The sequence below is a fragment of the Lysobacter sp. Root76 genome, assembly GCF_001428685.1.
GTDB lineage: Bacteria > Pseudomonadota > Gammaproteobacteria > Xanthomonadales > Xanthomonadaceae > Lysobacter.
In genome coordinates, this window is record NZ_LMIK01000005.1 from 418,288 (window position 1) to 439,877 (window position 21,590).

At 68.2% G+C, this 21,590-nt stretch carries 16 protein-coding genes; 10 read left to right on the plus strand and 6 right to left on the minus strand.

What is annotated here, in order from left to right; genetic code table 11:
* The first annotated feature begins 24 nt into the window (after nucleotides 1-24).
* Nucleotides 25-168: a hypothetical protein gene (locus tag ASE10_RS20115; protein WP_157480821.1), complete on the plus strand. Its 144-nt coding sequence runs from the start codon at nucleotides 25-27 to the stop codon at nucleotides 166-168.
* An 827-nt stretch (nucleotides 169-995) separates the two neighbouring features.
* Here the strand turns inward: ASE10_RS20115 and ASE10_RS09240 are convergent.
* Nucleotides 996-1,859, minus strand: coding sequence for a LysR substrate-binding domain-containing protein (locus ASE10_RS09240; RefSeq protein WP_200949782.1), 864 nt, complete (start codon nucleotides 1,857-1,859; stop codon nucleotides 996-998).
* A 103-nt stretch (nucleotides 1,860-1,962) separates the two neighbouring features.
* On the opposite strand from ASE10_RS09240, the gene ASE10_RS09245 reads away from it, so the two are divergent.
* The gene (locus ASE10_RS09245; RefSeq protein WP_055907774.1) at nucleotides 1,963-2,361 is read left to right on the plus strand and encodes a 4-oxalocrotonate tautomerase family protein; all 399 of its coding nucleotides are present in this window, start codon (nucleotides 1,963-1,965) and stop codon (nucleotides 2,359-2,361) included.
* On the opposite strand, the gene gcvA is transcribed toward ASE10_RS09245, so the two are convergent.
* Nucleotides 2,358-3,260 carry a transcriptional regulator GcvA gene (gene gcvA, locus ASE10_RS09250; protein WP_055907776.1) on the minus strand — a complete coding sequence of 301 codons (903 nt, stop codon included), beginning with the start codon at nucleotides 3,258-3,260 and terminating at the stop codon, nucleotides 2,358-2,360. The genes ASE10_RS09245 and gcvA overlap by 4 nt on opposite strands.
* Before the next feature lie 154 nt (nucleotides 3,261-3,414).
* On the opposite strand from gcvA, the gene ASE10_RS09255 reads away from it, so the two are divergent.
* The 3 genes from ASE10_RS09255 to ASE10_RS09265 all read left to right on the plus strand — a co-directional run bounded on the left by ASE10_RS09255 (nucleotide 3,415) and on the right by ASE10_RS09265 (nucleotide 5,352).
* Nucleotides 3,415-4,107, plus strand: a complete 693-nt coding sequence (locus ASE10_RS09255) for an NAD(P)H-dependent oxidoreductase (RefSeq protein ID WP_055907779.1) — start codon at nucleotides 3,415-3,417, stop codon at nucleotides 4,105-4,107.
* A gap of 86 nt (nucleotides 4,108-4,193) precedes the next feature.
* Entirely contained in the window at nucleotides 4,194-4,970 is a 777-nt protein-coding gene (locus tag ASE10_RS09260) for a HipA family kinase (RefSeq protein ID WP_055908498.1), read from the plus strand.
* Nucleotides 4,948-5,352, plus strand: coding sequence for a DUF3037 domain-containing protein (locus tag ASE10_RS09265; protein ID WP_055907782.1), 405 nt, complete (start codon nucleotides 4,948-4,950; stop codon nucleotides 5,350-5,352). The genes ASE10_RS09260 and ASE10_RS09265 overlap by 23 nt, the downstream gene beginning before the upstream one ends.
* A gap of 12 nt (nucleotides 5,353-5,364) precedes the next feature.
* Here ASE10_RS09265 and ASE10_RS09270 read toward each other — a convergent pair whose 3' ends face one another.
* Nucleotides 5,365-6,663: a HAMP domain-containing sensor histidine kinase gene (locus ASE10_RS09270; protein ID WP_055907785.1), complete on the minus strand. Its 1,299-nt coding sequence runs from the start codon at nucleotides 6,661-6,663 to the stop codon at nucleotides 5,365-5,367.
* Nucleotides 6,653-7,360: a response regulator transcription factor gene (locus ASE10_RS09275; protein ID WP_055907788.1), complete on the minus strand. Its 708-nt coding sequence runs from the start codon at nucleotides 7,358-7,360 to the stop codon at nucleotides 6,653-6,655. Before ASE10_RS09275 ends, ASE10_RS09270 begins: the two co-directional genes overlap by 11 nt.
* 302 nt (nucleotides 7,361-7,662) lie before the next feature.
* Here ASE10_RS09275 and ASE10_RS09280 point away from each other — a divergent pair, with 302 nt between their 5' ends.
* The 4 genes from ASE10_RS09280 to ASE10_RS09295 all read left to right on the plus strand — a co-directional run bounded on the left by ASE10_RS09280 (nucleotide 7,663) and on the right by ASE10_RS09295 (nucleotide 16,172).
* Nucleotides 7,663-8,526: a phosphatase PAP2 family protein gene (locus ASE10_RS09280; RefSeq protein WP_157480823.1), complete on the plus strand. Its 864-nt coding sequence runs from the start codon at nucleotides 7,663-7,665 to the stop codon at nucleotides 8,524-8,526.
* Nucleotides 8,523-10,196, plus strand: coding sequence for a phosphoethanolamine--lipid A transferase (locus ASE10_RS09285; protein WP_055907790.1), 1,674 nt, complete (start codon nucleotides 8,523-8,525; stop codon nucleotides 10,194-10,196). The genes ASE10_RS09280 and ASE10_RS09285 overlap by 4 nt, the downstream gene beginning before the upstream one ends.
* A 64-nt stretch (nucleotides 10,197-10,260) precedes the next feature.
* Nucleotides 10,261-10,695, plus strand: coding sequence for an EamA family transporter (locus tag ASE10_RS09290; protein ID WP_055907793.1), 435 nt, complete (start codon nucleotides 10,261-10,263; stop codon nucleotides 10,693-10,695).
* Between the two features lie 344 nt (nucleotides 10,696-11,039).
* Entirely contained in the window at nucleotides 11,040-16,172 is a 5,133-nt protein-coding gene (locus ASE10_RS09295) for a non-ribosomal peptide synthetase (RefSeq protein WP_055907796.1), read from the plus strand.
* A 58-nt stretch (nucleotides 16,173-16,230) separates the two neighbouring features.
* Here ASE10_RS09295 and ASE10_RS09300 read toward each other — a convergent pair whose 3' ends face one another.
* Entirely contained in the window at nucleotides 16,231-17,733 is a 1,503-nt protein-coding gene (locus tag ASE10_RS09300) for an MFS transporter (protein WP_055907799.1), read from the minus strand.
* A gap of 35 nt (nucleotides 17,734-17,768) precedes the next feature.
* Complete coding sequence (locus ASE10_RS09305; protein WP_055907803.1) at nucleotides 17,769-18,803, minus strand: LacI family DNA-binding transcriptional regulator; 1,035 nt, start codon at nucleotides 18,801-18,803, stop codon at nucleotides 17,769-17,771.
* A 319-nt stretch (nucleotides 18,804-19,122) separates the two neighbouring features.
* On the opposite strand from ASE10_RS09305, the gene ASE10_RS09310 reads away from it, so the two are divergent.
* Nucleotides 19,123-21,573, plus strand: a complete 2,451-nt coding sequence (locus ASE10_RS09310; protein ID WP_056304723.1) for a TonB-dependent receptor — start codon at nucleotides 19,123-19,125, stop codon at nucleotides 21,571-21,573.
* Nucleotides 21,574-21,590 lie beyond the last annotated feature (17 nt).

The window sequence follows — 21,590 nt, forward strand, 5'->3', positions numbered from 1 at the left end:
CCGTATTGGAGAAATATTATCCGATTGGCAGATTTCATCGAAATCTGCGCGGCTGTCGGCGAGGCGTTGCGGATCGACGCCGGACCTGCTCGGCTGTCCGCGGATTTCCCCAATATTTCGGCTGCAAAAAAGGGCATCGAATTGGTGCGGCCCAGCTCGCCGAGCTGAGCTTGAGAGAGCAGGGCATCGTCATTGCAGATCCGATGCCACAATTTTTATCAGTTCACGGGATAAATATTGGGCATTAGGCCATGATATTTGCTGATTAAGACAATATTGCTCGCATTGTCCAAACTGAGTTACATTGGCTCAGCTGGCAAAAGTTTGTGATGGGCGACATGGATGACTCCCCAAGGATGCGGAGGGGTGAGGTGGGACCGGTAAGAGCTCTGGACGAGCGCAATGTGCCTGCGGATATCCGTTGGGCACCGCGGCCGGCCGTTGTTTCCGCAAGTCGCGATTGCGATTGCGACTGCTCCTAAGTCCTGGGGGTGTGGATGCCGAAGCGCTAGTGGGGTGCTCACGGAAGCCGCAGGTGTGGGCGTAGTAGCCGCTGGCAGACGAGCGGCTCCGCTTCATCGATCCGGCAGCAACGAAACGCTCCGCTTATGCGATCGCGATGATGGACGCACTCGCCGCACGCCCGTCTCGCCGACCGAGGCCTGGCATGCATCGATTGAGCGTCGGCCGCGCGATGTCACACATCTTGTTAAGCGTGGCGACGCGATGTCCATCGGCGTTCGTCTCGCTTCAAGCAACTCGACCGAGTAGAGGAGCGATCCGAGCTGATGTTGCTCTAGTCGGATGGCGGTACCCGACGAGGCGCGCGACGGACTCTCTCCTCCGTCGCTCGCCGTTCAAGGTTTCTGGGCATGGGCGCGATTGCTGAGCGGATCGACGGCAGCGAGTGCAGCTTGCTCCGGTGGCCTCGATGGGGCGTTGGATCCGCGCATCCGCCGCGGCCGATGCAACGAAGTCCCGTTCGGCCGCGCCCTTCAGCGAAAATGCGCGCTCAACACCGCGCCGGCTTCGAGCAGCGCCGCCGGCGAACCGCGCGGAGGCGCCAGCAGCCGGAACGCGACCGATGGCAGCGCCGGCAGGCGCAGGGCGCGCGGCGCCGGCACCAGGCCTTCGACGACCGCCGATGCGTTGAGGCAACCCACCCCCAAGCCGGCCGCGATGGCCGACTGCAGGCCGGCGACGCCGCTGCAGGTGTGCGCCACCGTGTGCGCGATGCCGCGCTGGACCAACGTGCGCACCGCTGTGCGATGTACCGCGCAACTGTCGGGCAGCAGCACCAAGGGCAGGGGCTCGCCTTCGAGGTGGCGGAACTGCGGCGCCGCCAGCCATGACAGCGCTTCGCGGCGCAGTGGGCGGCCACCGGCGCGGGCCGGCTTCACCTCCATCACTAAGGCCAGGTCGTAGTCGCGGCGCGCATGGCCTTCGACGATGGCCGCGCTCTGCGCGACGGTCACCTGCAGGCGCAGTTGCGGGCAGGCGCGTGCGACGTGGCGCAGCAGTGCGGCGACGTCGGCCGGGCGGAAGTAGTCGCTGATCGCCAGGCGCACGTCGGTGGTGGGCGCGGCTTGCTGCACGTCGCGCAGCGCGAGTTCGCCGATTTCCAGCAGCTGGCGCGCATGCGCCAGCAGGCGCTCGCCGGCCGGCGTGGTCGTTACGCCGTTGCGCGAACGCAGCAGCAGCGGCACGCCCGCGACGGCTTCGAGCTTCTGCAATTGTTCGCTGATCGCCGACTGCGAGCGGAACACCATCGCCGCGCCGGCGGAGATGCTGCGCGCATCGATCACGGCGACGAAGGAGCGGAGCTGTTCCAGGTCCAGGCTGCGCATGCGAGGCTCCATGGGTTATCCATCGGAAATCCCGATGGGTGCCACCTGATAATCCAGCTATTCCGGTGGTCGGGGCGGGGCTAGTGTGGTCCTACCCCATCACCGGAACAAGTCCATGCCGCACATCGCCCTGCAGATTTCAGGAGCCCCGGATACCGCCCTGACCAAGGCGGTCGCCGCCGCCGTCGCCGACCTCACCGTCGAGGTCCTGGGCAAGCCGCGCGAGTTGATCGCGGTGACGATCCAGTACCTCGACCCGGCGCAGTGGATCATCGACGGCCGCCCGCTGACCGAACACGGCCGCAACGCTTTTCAGCTCGACATCAGCATCACCGACGAGACCAACACCAAGGCCGAGAAGGCGCGCTATCTGGAGCAGGTGTTCGCGCGGCTGTCGGAGTTGATCGGCAATGTGCATCCGACCTCGTACATCCACGTGATCGACGCGCGTGCCGCGGCCTACGGCTACGGCGGCCTGACCCAGGAGCGGCGCTACCAGCAAGCCTTGCGTTAGGCGCCGGGGCCGTCGCCGGCGACCTGGGCCAGCAGCCAGTCGCGCAGCGCCGCGACTTCCGCGCCCGGCGGGCCGCCGTCGGGGTAGACCAGGTTGTGGCGGTAGCCCTCCAGGCTCGGCCCGAACGGCTGCACCAGCAGGCCCGACGCGAGGTCGTCGGCGACCAGCGCCAGACTCAGCAGGGCCACGCCCTGACCGGCGATCGCGGCCTGGATCGCATGGCTGTCGTCGGTGTAGCGCAGGCCGGCGTCGACCTCGACATCGTGCAGGCCGGCACGTTCGCACCAGCCGCGCCAGCTCGGCGTGCGCGCGGCGGGGTGGCGCCATTCCACGTGCAGCAGCGGTTGCGAGCGCAGGTCTGCCGGCACGCGCACGCCCAGGCGCGGGCTGCACACCGGGGCGAACACGTCGTCGATCAGCGGCAGGCAGACCAGGCCGGGGTAGGGGCCGTGGCCGTAGCGGATCGCCGCGTCGGCGACGCCGGCGTGCAGGTCGACCGGGTCGTCGGAGGCATGCAGGCGCAGGTCGAAGTCCGGGTAGGCGGCGCGGAATGCGGCCACCCGCGGCACCAGCCATTTCGCGGTGAACGACACCGTCGCCGACAGGGTGATCGCGCGGCGTGCGCGGCGTGCGGCGATCGCCGCGACCGCGGCGGCGAAGGCGTCGAAGCCTTCGCGCAGCACCGGGTAGAGCTGGGCTGCGTCGGCGGTCAGGGCGACCTGGCGGGTACGGCGCTCGAACAGGCGCACGCCGAGCTGGTCCTCGAGCAGGCGGATCTGGTGGCTGATCGCGGTCGGGGTCACCGCCAGTTCGTCGGCGGCGCGCTTGAAGCTGGCCAGGCGGGCGGCGGCTTCGAAGGCGCGCAGGGCGCCGAGTGGGGGCAGGCGGCGAGGGTTCATGGATGCAGGAAATTCATCTGATGCCTGAGGAATCGGAGTTTGTCGGCCAGCCGTATGGCGCGTCAAATGGTTATATGAGCCGAGCACGGTGATTCCGGGCCAGGAATCATGATGAGTAGGGCTCATGCAAATCCGTCCTCTACGAGAACTCCCCATGACCCGCCTGCTCCATATCGACTCCAGCGCCCGCCCCCACGGCTCCGACCGCCACGCCCACGGTTCCCACACCCGCCGCCTCAGCGCGCGCTTCATCCAATGCTGGCAGGCGCTGCGGCCGCAGGACCCGGTGGTCTACCGCGATGTCGGCCAATCGCCGCCGGCGCCGGTGACCGGGGCCTGGATCCATGCCGCGTTCACGCCCGCCGACGCGCGCGAGCCGTGGATGCGCGAGGCCCTGGCCGAAAGCGACGCCCTGGTCGACGAACTGCTGGCGGCCGACGTGATCGTGGTCGGCCTGCCGATGTACAACTTCAATGTCCCGGCCCAGTTCAAGGCCTATGTCGACAACGTGGTGCGGGTCGGCCGCACCTTCGGTTTCGACCGCAGCCGCGGCGCCGAGCCGTACTGGCCCTTGCTGGCCGAAGCCGGCAAGACCCTGGTCCTGCTGGGCTCGCGCGGCGACTACGGCTATGCGGAAGGCGGGCGGCTGGGCCGGCTCAACCACGGCGAGGCCAGCGTGCGCACCGCGTTCGGTTACCTGGGCATCGTTGATGTCCATGGGGTGGCGATCGAGTACGACGAATTCGCCGACGCGAGGCTGCGCGCGTCGATCGCCGAGGCCGAGGCCGGCGTCGATGCCCTGGCCGAGCGCCTGGCCGCGCAGCGCGGACAGCGCGCCGCGGCCTGATCGCGCACGCCGAGCTTTGCATTTCGCGGCACCCGACCTAAGGTGGGCGGCCGATGCCGCACCCCGCGGCCGCTTGCGAATGCGACGTGAGAACCGTTTCCGCCACCCGCTATGTCACGCCGCTGCGCGAAGGCGGCTCGCTGCCGGCCGTGGTCGAGGCCGACGACGACGGCTTGTACGTGCTGAAGTTCCGCGGCGCCGGCCAGGGCCGCAAGGCGCTGATCGCCGAGCTGATCGGCGGCGAGCTCGCGCGCGCCCTGGGCCTGCCGATACCGGAAATCGTGCTGGCCGAACTCGATCCGGAGCTGGCCCGCACCGAGCCCGACCCCGAGATCCAGCACCTGATCCGCGCCAGCGCCGGCCTCAACCTGGCGCTCGACTACTTGCCGGGCGCGGTCAATTACGACCCGCTGGTCGATCAGCCAGACGAGGCGCTGGCCTCGCGCCTGGTCTGGTTCGACGCCTACGTGAGCAATGTCGACCGCACCGCGCGCAACACCAACCTGTTGCTCTGGCATCGGCGCCTGCACCTGATCGACCATGGCGCCGCGCTGTATTTCCACCACGATTGGCCGAGCGCGGAGCGCGCCAGCGCCGGCGTGTTCGCCCAGGTCCAGGACCACGTGCTGCTGCCGCTGGCGCGGCGCCTGCGCGAGGCCGACGCCGAACTCGCGCCGCAGATCACTCCGGCGCTGATCGAGCGTATCGTCGGCCTGCTGCCCGACGCCTGGTTGCAGGACGAGCCGGAGTTCGCCGACGCCGATGCGCTGCGTCGCGGCTACGCCGACTATCTCAAGCGCCGGATCGCGCAGCGCGCCGGTTTCGTCGAGGAGGCCGTCCGTGCCCAATCCCGCTACGTATGACTACGCCGTGGTGCGGGTCGTGCCGCGGGTCGAGCGCGGCGAATTCGTCAATGTCGGCGTGCTGGTCTCGTGCCCGGGCGCCGGCTTGCTGGAAGCGGCGATCGAACTGGACGAGGCGCGCGTGCTGGCGCTGGATCCGAACCTGGACCTGGAGTCGCTGCGCGCGCACCTGGCCGCGATCGAGCGCATCTGCCGCGGCGGTCCCGGCTCGGGTCCGATCGGCGAACTGCCGGCGCGCGCGCGCTTCCATTGGCTGACCGCGCGGCGCAGTTCGATCATCCAGATGTCGCCGGTGCATACCGGGCGCTGCCTGCGGCCCGAAGCCATCCTCGATCACCTGCTGGAGCGCATGGTCCGCCCGATCGCGCCGCAGGCGCGCTGAGGCGCGACGCGCTCAGGCCGGCGGCGTCGCGTCGTCGGCGCTGAGCACCAGGGTGGTGCGGGTGCCGCGGCCGACCGCGGACTCGAAGCTCAGGGTCCAGCCCAGGTGTTCGCACAGGCGCGAGATCAGGTCCAGGCCGATGCCGCCGCCGGCGCGGTCGCCGCCGCCGCGGGCGAGGCGCGCGTAGATCGCGCTGATCTCCTCCGGCGTCATGCCGTGGCCGGGATCTTCGATGACGATGGTCGCCGGCGCCTGCAGGCGCACCCGGATCTCGCCGCGGTCGCTGTTCTCGATCGCGTTGCGCAGCAGGTTGCCGATCGCGGCCTGCACGATCGGCAGCGGCGCGACGATGTCGCACGGCGGCAACGGCGCCAGGCTCAGGCGCAGGTCCTTGTCCAGGGTGAGCTGGCGGTGGTCCTCGACGATTTCCGGCAGCAACTGGTCGAGCGCGACATGGTCGCTGACGCTGGCCAGGCGCGCCGGATCCTTGGCCAGGGCCAGCAACAGCGAGATCAGCCGTTCTACGTCTTGCGCGGTGCGACGGACCCGGCCGAGCTGGTGGCGCACCGATGCCGGCACATCGGGCTGGTCCAGGGCGAGTTCGGTGGCGCCGGCGATCACCGCGATCGGCGTGCGCAGTTCGTGGCTGGCGCTGTCGATGAACACGCGCTCGCGTTCGACGAAGCGTTCGTTGCGCTGCAGGTACTCGTTGAGCGCGTCGGCGATCACCACCAGCTCGCCGCTGGCCGCGTGCGGCACGTCGACGCGTTGGCCGGGCAGGTCGGGGCGCAGCCGCGCGATGCGCTCGGCCAGGGTGCTCAAGGGCTGCATCAATCGATTCACGCCCAGCGCGATCAGCAGCGCGAGCACCAGCAGGGTCGTGATCGCCGAGCCGGCGATGGTCAGGCCCATGTCGAACTCGCGCGTTTCCAGCTCGGAGATGTCCAGCGCCAGGGTGACGCGGCGGCCTTCGAGGTCGCGCACCAGCACGACCCATTCGGCCTCGCCGACTTCGATGTCGTCGTGCACGCCCGGCGACATCGTGCGCAGTTGCGGCGGCAACGAACTCGGCGACGGGGAGCGGTCGTCGTAGAGCTTGACCCCGGCGGTATCGGTCCAGCGGTAGCCGGGATCGTTGTGGCTGCGCTCGATGAAGTGGTCGAGCTCGGTTTCCAGCAGGGTCTGCCAGACCAGGTGTTCGACATGTTCGTTGACGATGAAGCCCTGCGCGATCACCGCGACCGACAGCAAGGCGGTGTAGCCGAGCAAACCCAGCAGGATGCGCCGGCGCAGGCTGCTCTTAGCCGCCATGCGCGGCCTCCACGGCGCCCGGTGCGGCGAGGTCGGCCAGGCGGTAGCCGACCCGCGGCAGGGTCTGGATCAGTTTGTTCGGATACGGGCCGTCGACGCTGCGGCGCAGTTCGTAGATGTGGGAGCGCAGCATGTCGCCGTCGGGCGGGCTGTCGCCCCACAGCGCGTGTTCCAGGCGTTCGCGGGTGACGGCGGCGGGGCTGGACTGCATCAGCACTTCCAGCAGCTTGCGGCAGGCCGGATACAGGTGCAGGGCGCGGCCAGCGCGGCTGACTTCCAGGGTGGTCAGGTCGTAACGCAGGTCGGCGACCTGCAGCACGCGGCTGCGCCCGCGTCCGCTCGCGCGAGCGATCAGCGCTTCCAGGCGGACTTCCAGTTCCGGCAAGGCGAAGGGTTTGGTCAGGTAGTCGTCGGCGCCGGCACGGAAGCCGGCGATCTTGTCGGGCAGTTCGTCGCGGGCGGTCAGCATCAGCACCGGGACCTCGTTGCCGGCGTCGCGCAGGCCGCGCAGCACACCGTGGCCGTCCAGGCGCGGCAGCATCCAATCCAGCACGATCGCGTCGTAGTGCTGGGTCACGGCCAGGTGCAGCCCGGTGGCGCCGTCGGGAGCGGCGTCCAGGGTGTAGCCGCGCGCCTCGAAGTACTCGAACAGGTTCGCGACCAGGTTCCGGTTGTCTTCCACCACCAGTACACGCATACCTGCGGATTCTCCCTTGCCGCGACGACGCGGCGCGCCCGACTGGTCAGTTTTGGCAAAACCGCGTCGGAGCGATGTCGGAACGGACAGGAACGATACCGCAGGCGCGCGACGCCGACGCTGGCGGTTCCCCGCCAGGAAACCCGGCGCCGCCCCGGTCGCGGTCAGCCTGCATTTAGCTACGGCGGCCTGGAGCCGCGCATTTAACGAAGCCCGAATCCGGCTCCTACCGCTCTCCGACACCCGCGTTTCGATCATTGCTGCGGCTTCCAATCCGCGCCGGTGCGTACCGGCCACCTTCGATGAAATCTCCCGCGGCGACCAAATACAGCATGAGCGGCGAGTCCTGGCCGCCGCACCATCCCGGCCTGGATCGCATCGCTGCGATGCCGTCGCGGCTGCGCGACGAGGGCTTCTACTTCGCCCATTTCTGGCTGCCGCTGCTTGCCTTCGCGATCCTGGCGGTCGGTCTGATGCTGCTGCACGGCGACACCTGGGTCGCCGACCGTATGTACGCCTGGCAGGGCCACCGCTGGGCGCTAAAGAACGCCTTCGTCACCCAGACCCTGATACACATCGCCGGTCGCGACCTCAGCACCGCGGCTTGGCTGGCGGTGGCGGCGACCTGGGTCGTCGCCTGCCTGCGTCCCGGTATGGCCGCGCTGCGGGCGCCGCTGGCCTACTTGGTGCTGTCGACGCTGTTGGCCACCGCGTTGGTGGCCTGGATCAAGTCGTGGTCGAACATGGACTGTCCCTGGGACTTGCTGCGCTATGGAGGCGATCGGCCCTACATCGGCCTGCTGGGGCTGCGTCCGGTCGGCATGTCGCGCGGGGTCTGCTTCCCGGCCGGCCATTCCAGCGGCGGCTACACCTGGATGGCGCTGTACTTCTTCTTCCTGATGGTGCGCCCGCGTCTGCGCTGGCTCGGCCTGTCGGTGGGCGTCGCGGCCGGGTTGTTGTTCGGCATCTCGCAGCAACTGCGCGGCGCGCATTTCCTGTCGCACGACCTGTGGACCGCCACCCTGTGCTGGATGAGCGTGTTCGGCATCTACTTGCTGTTCGCGCGACGCGGCGACGCGCGGCGTGCCGCCGATGACGAATTCACGCCGCACGAGGCCGCGCTCGCCCCGGACACGGCTGCGGTCCGCCGGCGGGGCGCCCAGTGAGCGCGGTCGCCCAGACGCGCGTCGTCAGCCCGGGCCGCTTCAGCGCCCTGTTGGCCTACCGTCCCGAATTGAGCCTGGAAACGCTGGCGCTGATCGTCAGCCTGTTCTTCACCGTGTTCTGCAACGGCTCGTTCTTCGCCGCGGTGGCCAAGGCCGGCGCGCTGCAAGGTCCGGGCGGCTGGCTGACCGCGCTGAGCCTGTTCGCGATGATCGCCGCGCTCAACATGCTGCTGCTGTGCCTGGTCCTGTACCGGCCGGTCGCCAAGCCGCTGCTGGTCGTGCTGCTGTTGACCACCGCGATGGCGGTGCGGTTCATGAGCGAATACACGGTGTATCTGGACACCGACATGATCCGCAACATCCTGCACACCGACGGCAAGGAGTCGGGCGAGCTGATCTCGTGGCGGCTGCTGCCGTCGCTGCTCCTGTACGGCGTGCTGCCGTCGCTGCTGGTCTGGCGCGTGCGCCTGAAATCGCGCACGTTCAAGCGTGCGGTGCTGATCCGCAGCGCCTGCCTGGTCGGCGCGCTGGTGGTCGCCTGCGCCGCCGCGTTGCTGTCGTTCCAGAACCTGTCGGCGCTGATGCGCAACCACAGGGAGGTGCGTCATCTGATTACGCCCGGCAACTACGTGATGTCGCTGGCGCGGGTGGCGTTCGAAGACCAGGCCGGCAAGAACCGCGTACGCGAGCCGATCGGGCAGGACGCGAGAGTCGTCGGCCGCTCCACGCTGGCCAAGCCGCGGCTGCTGGTGATCGTGGTCGGCGAGACCGTGCGCGCGCAGAACTGGGGCCTCAACGGCTACGCGCGCCAGACCACCCCGGAACTGGCCAAGATCGGCCCGATCAACTTCCCCAACGTCAGCGCCTGCGGTTCCAGCACCGAAGTCTCGGTGCCGTGCATGTTCTCGCCCTGGGGCCGCGCCGACTACGACAAGGACCGGATCAAACGTTCCGAATCGCTGATGCACGTGCTCGAACACGCCGGCATCCAGACCCTGTGGCGCGACAATCAGACCGGCTGCAAGGGCGTGTGCGACGGCCTGTCGTTCGAATCCTTCGAACACGGCGACCTGGCGCCCTTCTGCACCGCCGAAGGCTGCTCGGACGAAGTGGTGCTGCAGGGCCTGGACGCCGAGCTGGGCAAGCGCCGCGGCGACGTGGTGCTGGTGCTGCATCAGCTCGGCAACCACGGTCCGGCCTACTACAAGCGCTACCCCAGCGATCTGAAACGCTACACGCCTGCCTGCGAGACCTCCGAGCTGGGCCAGTGCAGCCTGGCCGAGATCGTCAACGCCTACGACAACGCGATCCTGCACACCGACGCCTTCCTGGCCCGCACGATCCGTTACCTCGCCGAGCAGAACGGACGCGACGCGGCGATGATCTACCTGTCCGACCACGGCGAATCGCTGGGCGAGAACGGCCTGTTCCTGCACGGCGTGCCGTATGCGATCGCGCCGCAGACCCAGTTGCGCGTGCCGATGGTGATGTGGCTGTCGCCGGGCTTCGCCGCCAGCCGCGGCGTCGACACCGCCTGCCTGCGGCACGAGGCCGCGCAGCCGGTCAGCCACGACAACCTGTTCCACTCGGTGCTGGGCCTGATGCAGGTCCGCACGTCGGTGTACGACGCCAAGCGCGACCTGTTCGGGCGTTGCGTCCGGCCCGGCTGAGGCGCTGCGCCGCCGCCGCGGCGGGCGCAGAATCGGAGCCTGACCGCAGATCGCGAGGCTGGGTATGAACACCGCGCCGACTTGGTTGTTCTGGGCACTGGGCTCGGCGGTGTTCGCCGCGCTCACCGCGATCTTCGCCAAGATCGGATTGCGCGGCGTCGATTCCGACTTCGCCACCCTGATCCGCACCGGCGTGATCGCGCTCGCGCTGAGCCTGTTCGTGGCGTATGCCGGCAAGTGGAGCGATCCGCTGCAGCTGCCGGGCAAGACCTGGACCTTCCTGATTCTGTCGGGCCTGGCGACCGGCGCCTCCTGGCTGTGCTACTTCCGCGCCCTGCAGATCGGTCAGGCCTCGCAGGTCGCGCCGGTCGACAAGCTGAGCCTGCTGCTGGTGGCGGTGTTCGCCTTCGTGTTCCTGGGCGAGCGGCCGAGCCCGCGGGAATGGCTGGGCATCGCGATGGTCGGCGCCGGCGTGTTGATACTGGGCCTCCGGCGCTAGCGCACCTGTCGCGGTTACAAGAAAAGAGCGCTCCGGGACGTCCGAGCGCATGGCCGCGGCAACTTTGAGCACCCGGGCGCCAGTGTGAACGGGGTCGCCAGGGCAGCGTTCGGCTTGGCCCGGACCGCCTGGGGCGGACGACCCGGACCATCCGGGTCCGTTGCTTGGCTGGCAGTTCCCGAGGCGTGGTTCCCGCCTGACCGGATTCCCCGAGGCCCGTCGTTTGAGGGTATGAGTCGCCGTCTCGGGCGGTTGGGCGTTACCGATCTCGCAGGCCTGGCCGCAGGCGGATCACTAGTGTCTTGACTATTCCGGCATGGGGCGAAGAGGCTCAGGGGGGGCTCATGTCGGTGACGGTGCAGGTTGCGTTTGCGCGTGAAACGGTGCGCTTCGATCCTGTGCATGGACCGATCGAGCGCTGGGCCGCGTGCTCGCCCGACTCCATCGCGGCGCTCTGCGGCGAACAGTCGCTGGACTACGCCGAACTCAACCGCCGGGCCAATCGCCTGGCGCGGCACCTGCGTGCGTTGGGAGTCGGGGAGGAGGTCTGTGTCGGCGTTCTGATGGAACGCTCGCTGGACCTGCCCGTGGCATTGCTGGCGGTATTGAAGGCGGGCGGCGCGTTCGTACCGCTGGATCCCACCTATCCGGAGGAACGGTTGGCGTTCATGCTCGCCGACACCGGCGCGCCCGTGGTCCTGACCCAGTCGTGGCTGCGGGAACGGTTGCCTCCTCTTGGTCACGTCGTCGAATGCGTGTGCGTCGATACGGTATGGGGCGCGCTGGCGGAGTTGGCGGCGACCGATCTCGACACCGAGGTCGCAGCGGAGCAACTCGCGTACGTCATCTATACCTCCGGTTCGACCGGTCGGCCCAAAGGCGTGGAATTGCTGCACCGGGGGCTGGCCAACCATGCGGCATGGTTGCGGGACACCCTCGCCATCGTTCCCGACGACCGCATCCTGCAGTGCAATTCGATCAGTTTCGATGCCACGCTGGTGGAATTCTTCGCGCCGTTGCAGAGCGGCGCCGCGCTGGTGCTGGCCCATCCCGAGCGGCAACTGGACATGCCGTACCTGACTGCCTTGATCGAGGGGCGGCAAGTGACCTTGCTGAACTGCGTGCCGTCGTTTCTGCGCGGCCTGCTGTCCGAGCCCTCGCTGGTCCCGGCCCGCTTGCGCTACGTGGCCTGCGGCGGCGAAGCGCTGACGGTGGAACTGGCGCACCGACTATTTGAGGTCGCGCCGGGCGTGCGGCTGGGCAACTTCTACGGACCGACCGAAACCACCGTCGACGCGACGCACTTCGAGGTCCCTGCCGATCTGGCGTGCGATGCGGTGGTGCCGATCGGTCGGCCGATCCGTAACGTCTGGTGCGAAGTGCTCGATGCGGAACGTCGCCATGTGCCGGCGGGCGTCGTCGGCGAGCTGCACGTGGGCGGCTCGGGCGTGGCCCGCGGCTACCGCAACCAGCCACGGTTGACGGCCGAACGCTTCATCGATCATCCCTCGCGTCCCGACGCACGCATGTTCCGCACCGGCGACCGGGTGCGCCAGCGCGAAGACGGCAACTTCGACTTTATCGGGCGCACCGATACGCAGGTGAAGGTGCGTGGTTACCGGGTCGAGCTGAGCGAGGTGGAATCGACGCTGGCGGCGATCGACGGGGTCGAGGCCTGCGCGGTGGCGTTGCGCGAGGATGCGCCGGGCGAGCCGCGGCTTGTGGCCTATGCCTCGGGCGCGGATATGAAAGCCGATACGCTGCGCGAAGCGCTGCGGCAGCGACTGCCCGGCCACATGGTGCCCTCTGCCTTCGTGCTGCTTCAGCAGCTGCCGATGCTGGCCAGCGGCAAGATCGATCGAGCGCAACTGCCGGCACCCTCGCGCGAATCCCTCGCCAGGCAGGCCTTCGACGCGCCGCGCGGCGAACTCGAGCAGGAGGTCGCCGGCATCTGGCATTCGTTGCTGGGTGTGGGGCAGGTCGGCCGCGACGATCATTTCTTCGAACTCGGCGGGGATTCGCTGCTGCTGGTGGCCATGCTGCACCGGCTGCGCCAACACGGGTGGACGGTGGATGCGCGCATGGTGTTCGCCCATCCCACCCTGGCGGCCCTATGCGCCGCGATGGCCGCTTCGCGTCCGCCCGCCATAGAGGAGGTGCCAGCGTCGCGCGTGCCCGAAGACGCTATCGACCTTAGCCCGGGGATGTTTCCCTTGCTCGATCTCGATGCGCAGGAACTGGCGCGGATCGCAGCCGAGGTTCCGGGCGGGGCGGGCAACGTCCAGTACATCTATCCGTTGCTGCCGCTGCAGGAGGGAATGCTGTTTCATCACCGCCTGCAGCAGCAGGGCGATGCCTATTTGTCGCGATGCTTGCTCGCCTTCGATTCAAGCGAGCGCGCGGAGCGGTTCCTGGTTGCGCTTCAACAAGTCATCGACCGCCACGACGCGTTTCGCACGGCGATCTTTTGGCGCGGCCTGTCGCGGCCGGTGCAAGTGGTGCTGCGCCACGCGCAACTGCCTGTGCTCAGGCTGCGCGGCAGGCGCCATGGCCGCGCTCGCCTGTTGGCGCGGACCGATCCGAAAGTCCGGCGCATGGCGCTCAACGAAGCGCCGCTGTTCGCCGCGGCCATGGTGGCCGATGAAAAGGGCGACGGTTGCACGATCGCCTTGCTGTCGCACCACATCGTCAACGACCGCGTGTCCGAAGATGTGCTCTGGGATGAGGTCGCGGCGATCCTGGCGGGCGCGGCGGACAGCCTGCCCGAGCCCGTGCCCTTCCGCACCTTCGTCGGTCAGACCTTGTCCCGCGACCAGGCCGCCGCGAAAGCCTATTTCGAGCGCGAGCTCGGCGATTTGTCCGAAGCCACGACCCCGTTCGGGCTGGTCGATGTCCGCGACGATGGCAGTCACGCCTCGGAAAGCCGGATCCGGCTGGATCCGGCGATGTGCGCGCGGCTGTCCGCGGCGGCGCGTGCGGCCGGCGTCAGCATCGCGGTGCTGTTCCACGTGGCTTGGGCGATGGTGCTCGCGCGTTGCAGCAATGCCGACGACGTCGTTTTCGGCACCGTGCTCTCCGGCCGCCTCACCACCGCGGACGAGGCCAGCGGATGTGTGGGCCTGTTGATGAACACACTGCCGCTGCGCATCAAGCTGGCGCAACGCAGCGTGCGTCGAACCGTGACGGCGGTGCATGAGCAGTTGGCGGAGTTGGTGGAACACGAGCACGCGTCGCTGGTGCTGGCGCAATCCTGCAGCGCCGTGCAGTCGCCCTCGCCGCTGTTCAACTCCTTGCTCAATTACCGCCACAGCGACGGCGGGCGCTTTGCCCCCGGCAGCGGCGTCGCCCGCCACCCGAGCCTGTCCGGCCTTACCTTGCTGTCCGACGAGGAACGCACCAACTATCCGATCTCCCTGACGGTGGACCAGTCCAGCGACGGCTTCGCCATCGCCGCTCAGTGCACCACCGGCGCAAATCCGGCGCGTATCGCCGCGTATGCGTCCACGGCGATCGAGGCGCTGGTGTCGGCGTTGGAGGGCGGCGGTGACGACGACATCGCGACACTCGACGTGCTGCCGCGCGATGAATACAGGCGGCTCGTGCTCGACTGCAATGCGACCGATCGCCCGCTGGGAGCAGGTCGGGTCGTGGACCAGCTGGCCGCGCAGATGGCCCTGCATCCCGATGCACCGGCCCTGCGCTTCAACGACGAGCGACTGAGCTATCGAGAACTCTGCCTGCGCGTGGATCGGGCTGCGAGCTTGCTGCGCGCGCGCGGAGTGGCGCGTGGCTCCCGGGTCGGTGTATGCCTGCCGCGCGGCACGGGGATGGTGGTGACGCTGCTCGCGATCCTGCGGGCGGGCGGAGCCTACGTGCCGCTCGACCCCGAATATCCGTGCTCCCGTCTGGCCTATATGGCCGGCGATGCGGCATTGGATCTGATCGTGGACGTCTCGGGGCGCTGGGGGTCGATCGTGCCGCCGGAGCGCACATTGCATCTGGCCGACTTGATCGCAGATGCGGACCAGGCGACCGACATCGAATGGACTGCGGATCCGGAACGCGATGCACGCGCAGAAGACCCGGCCTATGTGATCTACACCTCCGGTTCGACCGGGACGCCCAAGGGCGTCGTCGTGCCGCATCGGGCATTGGAGAACTTCCTCGCCAGCATGGCGTCCGCGCCGGGACTCACCGCGTCCGACCGGCTGCTGGCGGTAACGACGCTCAGTTTCGACATCGCCGCATTGGAGTTGCTGCTGCCCTTGTGCGTCGGCGCGGAGGTGATCATCGCCAGCCGTGAAGTGGCCATGGATGGCGTCGCGCTGCGCGGCTTGCTGGAATCCACCGAGGCGACGGTCATGCAGGCCACTCCGGCGACGTGGCGAATGCTGGTCGAGGCCGGCTGGCAGGGCGGCAGTCACTTCAAGGCTCTGGTCGGCGGCGAGGCCTTGGCCGACGACCTGTCCAAACAGCTGCTCGCGCGCAGCGGAGCAACCTGGAACCTCTACGGCCCGACCGAGACCACGGTCTGGTCGACGTGCTGGCAGGTCAGTCCCCACCGCGCCATGTCGATCGGTAGCCCCATCGCCAATACCAGTATCCACGTGCTCGATGCGCACATGCGCCCATGTCCGCTCGACGTGGCGGGCGAGATCCATATCGGTGGCGCCGGGCTCAGCCTGGGCTATCACGACCGGCCCGAGCTGACCGCACAGCGTTTCGTCGACGATCCGTTCGATAGCCGGCCCGGTGCGCGCCTGTATCGGACGGGAGATCGCGGACGCTGGTGCGCCGACGGCTTGCTCGAGCATCTGGGACGGCTGGACTTCCAGGTGAAGCTGCGGGGACACCGCATCGAGCCCGGAGAGATCGAAGCTCGGCTGCTCACCCATTCGCAGGTGGCGAATTCGGTCGTGGTGGTGCGGAAGGAAGCCTCGGGGGATCCGCGCCTGGTGGCCTATGTGGTTCCGGTGGCGGACGAGCCGGACGCGAATGCCTTGCGCACGCACCTGCGCGCGGCGCTCCCCGAGTACATGGTGCCTAGCCATATCCAGTTCCTGCCGAGCTTGCCGCTGGCCCCCAACGGCAAGCTGGACCGCGCCGCCCTGCCGGCGCCCGATGCCGCGCAGACCGCTGCGAGCTTCGAGCCGCCATCCGGCGACATCGAACAGGCGATCGCCGACATCTGGCAGGAACTGATAGGCGTGGCGCAGGTCGGACGCCACGACAACTTCTTCGAGCTGGGCGGCCATTCCTTGCTGGCGATGCGCGCCGTTGCCCGGATCGAAGCATCGACCGGCTGCAGGATCACCATGCTGCAGCTCGCCACCGGCAGCCTGCATGTCCTGGCCAAGCAGGTGGCAGCGAATTCACGGCCGCGGACGATGCGTTCGCTGGGCGGAATGCTGGAGCGCGGTTGGCGCCGGTTGCGCAACGCGCTGTTGCGCATCGGCCGCGGAGCTCGGATTTTCTAGCCCGAACCTGAGGCGATTTCGTTTCCCGGAGATGCGCCGGCCGCTCCGCGTCGGTTTGCTAGACCACCGGCATGCGATCGCCTTCCGCTACCTTGCCGACGCGCACGACGCACAGCGCCGCCAGCAGCAGACTGACGCCGCCGATCAACATCGCGCAGATCGGCGCGTTGCCGAAGAAGGTCTTCAACAGGAAGCCGAGGATGCTGGCCGCGAGCAACTGCGGGATGACGATGAACAAATTGAAGATGCCCATGTACACGCCCATCTTCCCCGCCGGCACGCTGTCGGACAGCAGCGCATAGGGCAGCGACAGGATCGACGCCCAGGCGAAGCCGACGCCGACCATCGACAGCAGCAGCCAATGCGGATCGCGGATCAGCAGGAACGACAGCAGGCCGCAGCCGCCCAGGACGAGATTGAGCATGTGGCTCAGGCGTAGGCCGAGCCGGCGCGTCATCCATGGGATCAGCATCGCGGCGAGCACGGCGAAACCGTTGTAGGCGGCGAACAGCACGCCCGCCCAGTTCGCGCCGTCGTTGTAGGCCGCCGAGCGCGTGTCCTCCGTGGCGAAATGCACGCCGGTCACCGCCGCCGTCGTGTAGATCCACATCGCGAACAGCGCGAACCAGGAAAAACACTGCACCGGCACGAGCTGGCGCATGATCGTGGGCATCGTCAGCAGATCGGCGATGATCGCGGTGATCGGGTTGCGTGCGCGGCTGTAGCCGGCGATCAGCTGGATCGCGCCATAGGCGAACAGGCCGGCGGCGAGCAGGTGCAGGCGCGCATCGGCCTGGCTCAGGCGGATCGCCAGAAACGCGGCCAATCCTGCCGCGCACCAGAGCATGCCGGTGTATCGCACGTGCGCCGGCACCGGCGATGGAGGCGTTGCCGGCGCCTCGTCCTCGAAAGCGGCGAGCGCATCGGGCGGATACTCGCGCGTGGACAGCACGGTCCATGCGAGCGTGCCGAACAAGACGGCGGCGCCGAGATAGAACGCCAGCTTCACCGTGTCCGGTATCCCGCCGGCGGCGGCGAGGTTGCTGACCCCGCATTGTGCGAGCAGCCAGGGCAGCAGGCTGGCGATGACGGCGCCGGCCGCGATGAACATGGTCTGCATCGCGTAGCCGGCCGGCCGCTGCGACGACGGCAGCTGATCGCCGACGAACGAACGCAAGGGCCCCATCGAGACGTTGATCGCGGCATCGAGGAGCCACAGCAGCGCCGCCGCGCTCCACAGCGTCGGCGAATTCGGCATCGCGATCAACGCCAATGCGGCGATGATGGCGCCGGCGAGGAAATACGGCCGGCGCCGGCCGAGCCGGCCCCAGGTGCGGTCGGAGCAGTAGCCGATGATCGGCTGCACCAGCAGTCCGGTCAGCGGCGCGGCGATCCACAGCGCGGGAATGTCGTCGATGCTGGCGCCGAGGGTCTGGAAGATGCGGCTGACGTTCGCGTTCTGCAGCGCGAGGCCGAACTGCAGCCCCATGAAGCCGAAGCACATGTTCCAGATCTGCCAGAAGCCGACCGGGGGCCTGCTAGTCGTGGCGGGTGTGGACATCTGGCCGGGCCGTGCGGCGTTCGCGGCGGCGTCGCTCAGCGCCGCTTCGCCGCGGCGGGCGCGGGCCCGCCGGACTGGCGGATCATCAGTTCGTAGGGCACGCGCACCAGCGCACCGGCCTGCGGATCGCGGATCGCGGCGAGCAGCTGCTCGGCGGCGATCCGGCCCATCTCGCGGCAGGGCTGCCGCACCGTGGTCAGGCTGGGCCAGATCTGGCGCGAGGCCGGCGTGTCGTCGAAGCCGAACACCGACAAGTCCTGCGGGATGCGCATGCCGCGTTCGAACGCTTCGTGCATGACGCCGCAGGCGCTGTCGTCGTTGGCGGCGAAGATCGCCGTGGGCGGCTGCTTCAGATCGAGCAGCTGCCTGGTGCCGGCGACGCCGTCGTCGAAGGTGAAACCGCCATCGACGACGAGTTTGGGATCGTAAGGGATGCCCGCGCGGCGCAGGCCGTCGCGATAACCGGCCAGGCGCCAGGCGCGCCCGCCATGCGGCGGAGGTCCGGCGATATGGGCGATGCGGCGATGCCCGAGTTCGACCGCGTGCGCGATCATGTCCGCCGCCGCCTTGCGCTCGTCGAGGATGGTGCCGATGCGCTCATGGCCGAGCTTGGCCTTCGCCGAGATCGTCGCATAACGCACGCCGAGGCTGTCGAGACGATGCAGCAGCTTGACGTCGTCGGCGAACGGCGGCACCAGGATCAGGCCGTCCGGACGATACTGCGCGATCGATTCCTCCACCGCGCGGACGTGGTCGGCGTTGGAATATTCCAGCGGCCGCAGCATCGCGCTGTAACGCTGGCGCTCACAGGCGACGAGCATGCCGACGATGATCTCCATGATGTAGCTCGACGCCGCGGCGGGATCGTCGTACACCAGCGAGATCAGGTAGGAGCGGTTTCCCGCCAGGCTGCGCGCCGACGGATTCGGCCGGTAGTTCAGCGCCTGGGCCGCCGCCTCGACCTTCAACCGGGTTTTCTCGCGCACGTTCGGTTCGTGATTGAAGACGCGCGAGACGGTTTTCATGGAGACGCCGGCGGCCTGGGCGACGTCTTCGATTCTGGCGCGCATCAATGCGTTTCCGAAGGGCAGGTGGGGCGAATCATGTTATCGCACACCGCGGGGGCCGCTGCGAGATCGAGCTGGGAGTGCGGTTGCGTCGGCTCCGGCCTGCCGGAACCGTCGCGCAGATTTCTTGCTGCGGTGCGGCATCCGCGCATCCTCCCAGGACGCCGATGTGACGCCGTACGAGCAAATTGGCAGCGCTGTCATTTGCCAATTGACAGCGCTGCCATTCCGGCGTATCACTCGCCCCGCTCCACACCGGCCGGCGGCGGATACCGCCAGAAGAGCCGGAAGACGGGAGCGTCCGAACTGGAGGGAAGAGGACATGGCGTACCGCTTGCACGCGCTGTATGGCGCGATTCTCGTCGCGCTCGTTTCATCAACTGATGCTCTGGCCGGACCCGCCGGCCAGGCGCAAACCGCGGATCCCGCGCAAGCGCAGACGCCAGCGGCAACCGCGCCGCAGGACAGCACGCCCAAGACACTCGACGCGGTCGTCGTCACCGGCACCAAGCGCGAGACGCCGCTGCAGAAGACGCCGGTCGCGATCAGCGCGCTCGACGCCGAAACGCTCGACAAAGAGCGGGTGATGACGGTGCAGGACCTCACCAAGCTGGTGCCGAGCATGCAGGCCACCCGTCAGGGCGACCATGACGTGACCACCATGACTCTGCGCGGCATCGGCAACGATCAGGCCAAGACCGAATACGCCGATCCGGAAGTGGCGATCTTCGTCGACGGCGTGTACTCGCCGCGCGCCGAGGCCGCCGCCGGTCTGCTGCTGGACGTGGCGGCCGCGGAAGTGCTGCGCGGTCCGCAGGGCACGTTGTGGGGCCGGAACTCCACGGTCGGCGCGGTCAACTTCCGCACCGCCACGCCGGAGATCGGCAGCTACTTCGGCAACGCCCAGCTCAGCGTCGGCAACTACAACGCGATCGGCGCGCGCGCGGTGGTCAATCTGCCGATCAGCGACACCTTCGCGATGCGCGTAGCGGTCGCCCAGGAACAGCATGACGGCTATGTCGATTATCAGGATCCGGTGGGGCAGATCCCCTCGGTCGACGCGCAGCGCGCCGCCTATGCGGCGGCCGGCGGCGATCCGGCCACGTTCCGGCCGATCAATCCGAACCAGTACGTCACCGGCGGCGACAAATACAGCGCCCAAAACCAGTCCGCCGCGCGCATGAGCGCATTGTGGCAGCCCAACGAGGCCTTCAGCTGGAATCTGGCGCTCGAGTACTTCCGCGACCGCGGCACGCCGAGCATGAACCTGATGCAGCGACCGCGGGCGGGTCAGGACTTCTGGTCGGCGCTGATCGACACCGCGCCGTACATCGAGCGCGATTCCTACGCGCTGCGCAGCCGCATGGACTGGGACATCAACGACGGCCTGCGGCTTTCCTACATCGCCGGCTTCAGCCGCTTCGACGGCCGTTCCACCTACGATCAGGACAGCGGCGTGCTGGTGCCGACCTGTTTCGCCTGCGGCCCCGCACAGTATCAGGAAGACCGTACCAACGATTCCGAGTACAAGAGCACCAGCCACGAACTCAATCTGTCCTCGACCGGCGAACAGACCATCGACTGGATCGTGGGCCTGTACTACGCCGCCGAGAAGAACTCGATCCGCTTCGACATTCCGATCTTCAACGGCACCCAGGACGGCACCGTGGCCTGGCAGGGCTCGTTCATCCAGCCCAAGGAGACGGTGGATTCCTACGCCGCGTTCGGCCAGGCCACCTGGAACGTCAACGACAGCTGGCGCCTGACCGCCGGCGCGCGCTACACCGACGACACGAAGAAGAACGTCGGCGGCCGCGGCTGGGGCTGGGCCTACAACCCGAACGTACCGCAGGTTCCGATTTCCCCCGGCACCTATCCGAGTCCGCAGAACGGATTCAACATTTCCACCGTCAACGACGGTGAGTACGGCCACAGCCAGGTGACGTGGCTGGCGCGTACCGATTTCGATGTCGGCGAGAAGGGGCTGCTCTACGCCAGCGTCTCCACCGGCTACAAGTCCGGCGGCCTGCAGGACGGCGGCGCGACCTACAAGCACGAGGAACTGACCAACTACGAGATCGGCGGCAAGTTCAGTTTCCTGGAAGGGCGGCTGACCTGGAACAGCGCGATCTACTACATGGACTTCAAGAACTTCCAGTTGTCCGCGCCGGTTACCTTCCCCGACGGCAACCGCGGCCTGGGCTTCAACAACGTGGAAGGCAGCACCAAGGTGTGGGGCTACGAGAGCGAACTGGCGGCCCTCCTCGGCGAGAACGACCGCGTCAATCTGACGGTTTCGGGCATTCCGAAGAAGGACCTGGGCAGACTGCTGTACGCAGGCAGCAACGACTACCAGGGCCTGCCGGCCTGCCCGCCGGCGTCGGGCATCAGCAACTGCATGAACGTGACCGGCAACGAACTGCCGCATGCGCCCGACTTCGCGTTGACGCTTATCTGGGAACACGACTTCCATCTCGGCAACGGCGGCACGCTGACCCCGCGACTGACCGGCCACTACGAAACCGAAACCTGGCTGAGCGTGTTCAACCTCGGCGACGAGGATCAGCAGGACGCCCACGGCCGCGGCGATTTCTCGCTGCGTTACGAGGAGCCCCAGCGGCGCTGGTGGGCCGGCTTGTACGTGCAGAACTTCAGCGACGAGAAAACCCGCACCGCGGCCGGACGTTTCAGCCCCGGCGCCGGCCAGTACCTGTGGGTGTCGCAGTACTTGCCGCCGCGTACGTACGGAGTGAACTTCGGTCTGCACTTCTGACCGGCACCCGGCTCCCC

Excerpts from the sequence above, each read along its gene's own strand:
- ASE10_RS09240 (WP_200949782.1), bottom strand. The coding sequence starts at position 1,859 with ATGGAGCCTCGCATGCGCAGCCTGGACCTGGAACAGCTCCGCTCCTTC.
- ASE10_RS09245 (WP_055907774.1), top strand. The coding sequence starts at position 1,963 with ATGCCGCACATCGCCCTGCAGATTTCAGGAGCCCCGGATACCGCCCTG.
- gcvA (WP_055907776.1), bottom strand. The coding sequence starts at position 3,260 with ATGAACCCTCGCCGCCTGCCCCCACTCGGCGCCCTGCGCGCCTTCGAA.
- ASE10_RS09255 (WP_055907779.1), top strand. The coding sequence starts at position 3,415 with ATGACCCGCCTGCTCCATATCGACTCCAGCGCCCGCCCCCACGGCTCC.
- ASE10_RS09270 (WP_055907785.1), bottom strand. The coding sequence starts at position 6,663 with ATGGCGGCTAAGAGCAGCCTGCGCCGGCGCATCCTGCTGGGTTTGCTC.
- ASE10_RS09275 (WP_055907788.1), bottom strand. The coding sequence starts at position 7,360 with ATGCGTGTACTGGTGGTGGAAGACAACCGGAACCTGGTCGCGAACCTG.
- ASE10_RS09280 (WP_157480823.1), top strand. The coding sequence starts at position 7,663 with ATGAAATCTCCCGCGGCGACCAAATACAGCATGAGCGGCGAGTCCTGG.
- ASE10_RS09290 (WP_055907793.1), top strand. The coding sequence starts at position 10,261 with ATGAACACCGCGCCGACTTGGTTGTTCTGGGCACTGGGCTCGGCGGTG.
- ASE10_RS09295 (WP_055907796.1), top strand. The coding sequence starts at position 11,040 with ATGTCGGTGACGGTGCAGGTTGCGTTTGCGCGTGAAACGGTGCGCTTC.
- ASE10_RS09300 (WP_055907799.1), bottom strand. The coding sequence starts at position 17,733 with ATGTCCACACCCGCCACGACTAGCAGGCCCCCGGTCGGCTTCTGGCAG.
- ASE10_RS09305 (WP_055907803.1), bottom strand. The coding sequence starts at position 18,803 with ATGCGCGCCAGAATCGAAGACGTCGCCCAGGCCGCCGGCGTCTCCATG.
- ASE10_RS09310 (WP_056304723.1), top strand. The coding sequence starts at position 19,123 with ATGGCGTACCGCTTGCACGCGCTGTATGGCGCGATTCTCGTCGCGCTC.